Here is a 5,662-nt window from a genome sequence, read left to right as displayed (position 1 = left end):
GCGCTTCCCGTTTCAGCGGTGACCGGTCGAGGCGCGCTCCACGAGGTGCGGCTCGAAGCGCCGCGCGCGCGGCGCGCTGTCGTAGCCGCTCATGCGGGTCAGCAGCAGGTCCGCCGCCGCGCGCCCCATCGCCTCCACCGGCTGATGCAGCGTCGTCAGGCCACGCGCCGCCGCCCAGGGCTGATCGTCGAAGCCGATGACCTTGAGCTCCTCCCCCACCCGCAGGCCGCGCGCCGCCGCCTCGTCGAGCACCGCGCCCGCCAGCAGGTCCGCCGACGCGAACACCGTGCACGGCAGCGTCGCCTCGTCGAGCAGCTGCGCCGCCACCGCCCGCGCCGCCTGCGCGTTCAGGCTGCAGGTGTACTCCCCCGCCAGCGTCCGGCCCGCCTCCGCGAGCGCGGACGTGAAGCCCTTGCGGCGATCGGACAGGACCAGCGTCTCGAAGACGTGATCGAACTCCGTCTCCAGCCACAGGCCCCGCAGTTCCCCGCCGAGCTTCACCGCGAGGCGCGCCGCGAGCGCCCCGCCGAGCTCGTTGTCCACGTACGCGCAGTCCACCGACTCGTCGTGCCCGTCCACCAGCACCGCCGGCTGGTGCGTCGGCAGCCGACCCTGCGGGAAGAGCGACGCGAGGTTGTAGCTCGCCATCACGAGGCCGTCCGCCTGGTACGCCAGCGTGTGGCTGCTGAGGTAGCGCTCCAGCCGCGCCCGGTCGAACAGCGGGAAGATCGCGAGGTCGTAGCGCGCCTCCTGGAACGCGCTCTCCAGGCCGTTGAGGAGCCGCAGGTAGAACTCCGTCGAGACGAGCGGCAGCATCACGCTCACGGTGTACGAACGCCCGCCGGCGATGCGGCGGGCGTGCGGGTTCGGGGTGTAGTTCAGGTCCGCGATGGCCTTCAGGACGTTCTCGCGGGTGGTGCCGCGCACCGCGTCGTGGTTGTTCAGGACGCGCGAGACCGTCCCCACGCCCACCCCGGCGCGTCTCGCGACGTCCTGGATGGTGGGCTTGCGGGCCGCGCCCGCCGTCTGCTCTGTGACCGCCCCGCGCCCGGGGCCGGCCGTGCTGGATTTACGCATCAACCACAGTGTAAGCCAGCCGGGAGCGGGAGGACCGCCGGAGGGCGCGGTGACGCGTCTCTACTCGCCTGGCGCCTTACGCTCGGGGACGGCCCCTCGCTTGAGCGGAGGCCGTCGACGCGTCTCTACTCGCCTGGGGTCAGCAGTTTCGGTTCGCGGCCCGTGCGGCGCGCGTACTCCGCCGCCACGCTCTCCCCGGCGGCGCGGCCCCGCCCGAGGCGGGCGAGCATGACCACGCTGCCGCCGAAACCGCCGCCCGTGAGGCGCGCGCCGTACACGTCCTCCAGCGCGGACGCGAGCTCCACGATGAGATCCACCTCCGGGACGGACACCTCGTAGTCGTCGCGCATGCTCGCGTGCGACGCGAGGAAGAGCCTTCCGACCTCCTCCAGGTCCCCGGCGCGCAGGGCGGCGACGGTGCGCAGCACCCGCGCGTTCTCCGTGATCACGTGCCGCGCGCGGCGGGCGTAGGGCTCCTCGATGGCGTTCACGCGGTCCAGGTCGTCCTCGCCGAGGTCGCGCAGGCTTCCCACGCCGAGGAGCTCGCAGGCGCGCTCGCACTCCGCTCGGCGCGTGTTGTAGTCGCCGCCCGCGTGGCTGTGCTCCACGCCGGAGTGCAGCACCACGAGGTCCGCGTTCGTGGGCAGGGGCACCCGCTCGAAGCTGAGGTCGCGGCAGTCGAGGAAGAGCGCCTCGCCCTCCCCCGCGAGGGAGCAGGCCATCTGGTCCATGATGCCGACGTTCGCGCCGACGAGGCCGTTCTCCGCGCGGCGCGCGAGGCGGGCGACCTGCACGTCGTCCATGTCGAAGCCGTACAGTTCGCGCAGACCGCGGATGAGCGCGACGAGCAGCGCCGCCGAGCTCGACAGGCCCGAGCCGCGCGGCACGTCCGACGTGACGAGCGCGTCGAAGCCGCCGATCTCGTGCCCGTCCCGCGCGAGTTCCTGCGTCACGCCCGCGACGTAGTCGATCCAGCCGTCCGTGCGGCGCTCCGCCCCGAGCTCGTAGGTGGCGTCCTCGCCGAGGTCGGCGGCGTGGACGCGCACGCTGCGGTCCTCGCGGCGGGAGAGCTCGAAGGTGGTGAGCTGCGGGATGGCGGTGGGCAGCACGAACCCGTCGTTGTAGTCGGTGTGCTCGCCGATGAGGTTGACGCGGCCGGGGGCGCGCGCCGTGACCGCGGGCGCGTGGCCGTACTTCGTCTCGAAAGGGGTGGGCATCATAACTCCAGCACGTCCGGGCGCTCGCCGTGCGGCGCCGTGACGGTCGGCCACGAGGGGTCGAGGGTGAGGTTCTCCAGACGGCCGTCCATGTGCAGCAGGGCGGTGTCCTCGATCTTCGCGCCCGGCAGGCTCGGGTTCCACGCGAGGACCATGTTGGGCTCCAGCACGTCCGTGACCCCGGGCGCGGCGAGCAGTTCGCGCGCGCGGTAGCCGCTCACGCCGCCCTGGTGGTGCTCCAGGATCGGGCGGCGTCCGCCCACGGCGGCGTAGGCGCGCTCCGCGACGAGGTAGAGGTCGTCGAGACGCGCCCCGACGCGGCTCGCGTCCCACAGGGCCGCCTCGACCTCGCGGACGCAGCGGTGCCGCTCGCGCAGGTCGTCGTCGAGCCCACCGAAGCTGACGAAGCGGGTGAGGCTGGCGTACATCCCGTACGAGCGGGCGCACACGACGAGCATCGCGCGCCTGCCGAGCGGTTCGGCCTTTGTGACGGCGTGGCGGTACTCGGCGGAGCGGCGCTCCCCGGAGGCCATCACGAGGGCGGGCTCCAGGCCGTGCCGGGCGAGGGCGCGCATTCCCTCGGCGGCGAGGTCCGCCTCGGTCATGTCGGGCCGCGCGGCGCGCATCGCCTCGCTCACGGCGCGCGCGGCGCGGGCGCCCACGTCGCGGTAGCGGTCGGACTCCCCGTCGAGGAGCGTGAGGCGCAGCGACAGCGCCCCGTTCGGGAGGAGTTCCTCACCGGGACCGGGGCGGTCGCTGACGACGCGGCCCGGGCAGAGCTCGCGGACGTAGCGCTCGCGCTCCTCGGGCTGCGCCCACGGGTGCGACCAGACGGTGATGGGCCCGACGATCTCCTCGTCACGCATCCGGCGCGCCTCGATCTCGTCGGTGAGGACGAAGGCGCCCTGCCGCGTCACGAGCAGTTCCGCGACGCCCGTCTCGCTGGCGAGCACCACGACGTTCGAGCCGCCCGCCGTGGCCCACGCGAACCAGTCGCTGCCGCGCAGACGCACGCCGTCCGCGCCGGACGTCTCGATCAGGTCGAGGAGCCGCCCGAGCTTCGCGGCGACCTCCGTGACGCGGTTCAAGCGGGCACCTCGACCTCGCGGAGCTCGCGGGCCTTCACCTCGGGCAGCGCGTCGTTCGCGAAGACGCCCGCGCCGAGCTCGGTGCCCGCGAGGAACTTGAGCTTGCCGGGCGCGCGCAGCGCGGGGTACAGCTCGATGCGCAGCGGCCACTCGGGGTAGTCGCGCCCGTCGGTGGGCGCCTGATGGATCGTCATGAGGTACGGCATGCGGACCTTGAAGAGCGCGTCGAGGCGGCGCAGCGTGTCTCGCAGCCGCGTCGCGAGCTCCAGCCGCTCGTCGTCGTTGAGGTCCGCGAGGAACGCCACCGCGCGGCGCGGCGTGATCCACGTCTCGTACGCGTAGCGCGCGAAGGGCGGCACGTACGCGACGGTGTGCTCGCCGCTCGACACGATCCGCGTGCCGGTCTGGAGTTCCTCGCGCGCGAGGGTCACGCCGAGGTTCTCCCCCGTGCGTTCCATGTGGAGCCGCGCGAGGTCGAGGGCGCGCGCCTGGATGGGCGGCAGGTGGTCGTAGGCGTAGATCTGCCCGTGCGGGTGGTGCAGGGTCACGCCGACCTCCACGCCGCGGTTCTCGAAGGGCAGGACGTACTCGACGCCCTCGCGCGCGCCGAGCTCGCGGGTGCGGTCCGCCCAGACCTGCAGCAGCAGGTCCACGTGGTCCACGTCGAGGCCGCCAAGGCTCTCCGAGGGGTCCTGCGTGAACACCACGACCTCGCAGGCGCCGAGGCCGGGCGCCGTGCGAACCCCCGGCACCTCCGGCGCGGGCGCCGGGTGCGGCACGAGGCTGGGGAAGCGGTTCTCGAAGACGGCGACGTCGTAGTCGCCCTGCGGGAGCTCGGTGGGGTTCTCGGGATCGCGGGTGGGCGCGAGCGGGTTGTACTCGGGCGGCGGGAGGAAGGTGCGGTTCTGGCGGTGCGCGGCGTACACGACCCACTCGCCGCGCAGCGGGTGCCAGCGCAGGTGGGAGGCGTTGGCGGGCGGTTCGAGTCCGGGCGACGGGATGTCGCCCTCCACGGTCACGGGACGGCGCCCGTAGAGCCACAGGCGGCGTCCGTCGGGTTTGAGGTGGTCTTGGCGGTGCATCATCCCTCCCCAGTGAAGGCGTGAGCGGGCACCCCGTCCATTGGCAGATCGCTCATGTTGAAGCGCCCGCGCGTGAAGCGGGTGACGGTGACGCCGCCGTGGTCCCGCAGGTCCACGGGGCGGTCGGGGGTGGTGACGCGCAGCGAGGCGCGCAGCAGGTCGAGGTCCCTCTCTCCCAGCATGTGCAGCGGGTCGCTGCTGGCGCGCAGCCCGCCGACGACGTCGAGGAGCCCGAGGAGGGCGCCGCGCTCGTCGTCGTTCAGGAGGCTGAGCTCGCGCCGGGCGATCATGACGTCCGGGTCGGGCTGGTACCAGCGGTGCTGGTACCAGCGCGCGAGGCTCGTGACGACGGCGTTGCGCGCGGCCGGCCCCGTCGAGTCGTGAAGCCAGAGGCGGCGGGCGTAGTCGTCCCAGAGCGGCGCGACGTCGGGGCCCGTGCGCATCGCGTCCACGAGGCCGACGCTCGCCGCGAGAGGCGCGCCGCAGCCCAGGATGAAGGTGTCGTCGCCCGCGCCGCGCCGCAGGGCCGCCAGTCCCGTCCGGTACGCCTCGGCGCGGCTCACGTCCCGCGCGCGGCGGCCCGGCATGGCGCCCGCGAAGAGGAAGTCGAGCTTGAGGTAGCGGTAACCCCACTGGGCCGTGACGGTCCGCGCGAGGTGCTCCAGCCAGTCCTGCACGTCCTCCCGGGTCGCGTCGAGCCCGAAGTAGGGGCCGCCCCAGTTGTCGCCGCAGTTCACCGGCCCGCCCGCCTCGTCCCGGATGAACCAGTCCGGGTGGGCGCGGTAGAGCTCGCTCTCGGGCCGCGCGATGAACGGCGCGAGCCAAAGGCCCGCCGTGAAGCCGAGCTCCGTGAGGCGCGCGGGCAGGTCGCGCGCGTGCCCCCGGAAGTGCGCGCTGGGCTCCAGCCAGTCGCCGATCGCGGCCTGGAAGCCGTCGTCGAGCTGGAACACGTCGAAGGGCAGGTCCTGCTCGCGGGCGCGGCGGGCGTTGTCCAGCATGTCGGGCAGCGTGACGTTCCGGTAGTACGAGTACCACGAGCACCACACCCGCAGCGGAGCGGGCGTGCGGGCGTTCATGCGCCCCCCCATCGCGGCGGCGAGTTCCTCCACGAGGGTGACGGGATCGTCGGAGAACGCGAGGCGGGCCTCGCCGTCGCCGTCACCCTCGAAGGTGTAGGTGAGGCGCACCGCGCCGTCCT

Annotated in this window: 5 protein-coding genes; all 5 read right to left on the bottom strand. The window is 73.6% G+C overall.

All coding sequences use genetic code 11. The features are described 5' to 3' along the window. Positions 1 to 12: 12 nt before the first annotated feature. Positions 13 to 1,077, bottom strand: a complete 1,065-nt coding sequence (locus tag DEIPI_RS0101725; RefSeq protein WP_084473869.1) for a LacI family DNA-binding transcriptional regulator — start codon at positions 1,075 to 1,077, stop codon at positions 13 to 15. Positions 1,078 to 1,202: 125 nt separating this feature from the next. After that, a complete protein-coding gene (gene galK / locus DEIPI_RS0101720; protein WP_045233431.1) occupies positions 1,203 to 2,297 on the bottom strand; it encodes a galactokinase in 1,095 nt (364 codons plus the stop codon). Continuing rightward, on the bottom strand, positions 2,294 to 3,382 hold the full coding sequence (locus tag DEIPI_RS0101715; protein ID WP_027480647.1) for a M24 family metallopeptidase: 1,089 nt from the start codon (positions 3,380 to 3,382) through the stop codon (positions 2,294 to 2,296). Before DEIPI_RS0101715 ends, galK begins: the two co-directional genes overlap by 4 nt. Further along, positions 3,379 to 4,464 (bottom strand): galactose-1-phosphate uridylyltransferase, encoded by a 1,086-nt coding sequence (gene galT / locus DEIPI_RS0101710; RefSeq protein WP_045233430.1) that lies wholly within the window; start codon positions 4,462 to 4,464, stop codon positions 3,379 to 3,381. The genes DEIPI_RS0101715 and galT overlap by 4 nt, the downstream gene beginning before the upstream one ends. After that, positions 4,464 to 5,662, bottom strand: a 1,199-nt coding sequence (locus tag DEIPI_RS27670) for a glycoside hydrolase family 36 protein (RefSeq protein ID WP_157463403.1), incomplete at its 5' end; no start/stop codon positions are given. The genes DEIPI_RS27670 and galT, both read right to left, overlap by 1 nt.

This window comes from Deinococcus pimensis DSM 21231, assembly GCF_000519345.1.
Classification (GTDB): Bacteria; Deinococcota; Deinococci; order Deinococcales; family Deinococcaceae; genus Deinococcus_A; species Deinococcus_A pimensis.
The sequence above is the reverse complement of the archived record's forward strand: the minus strand, read 5'-3'. Positions and strand labels throughout refer to the sequence as shown.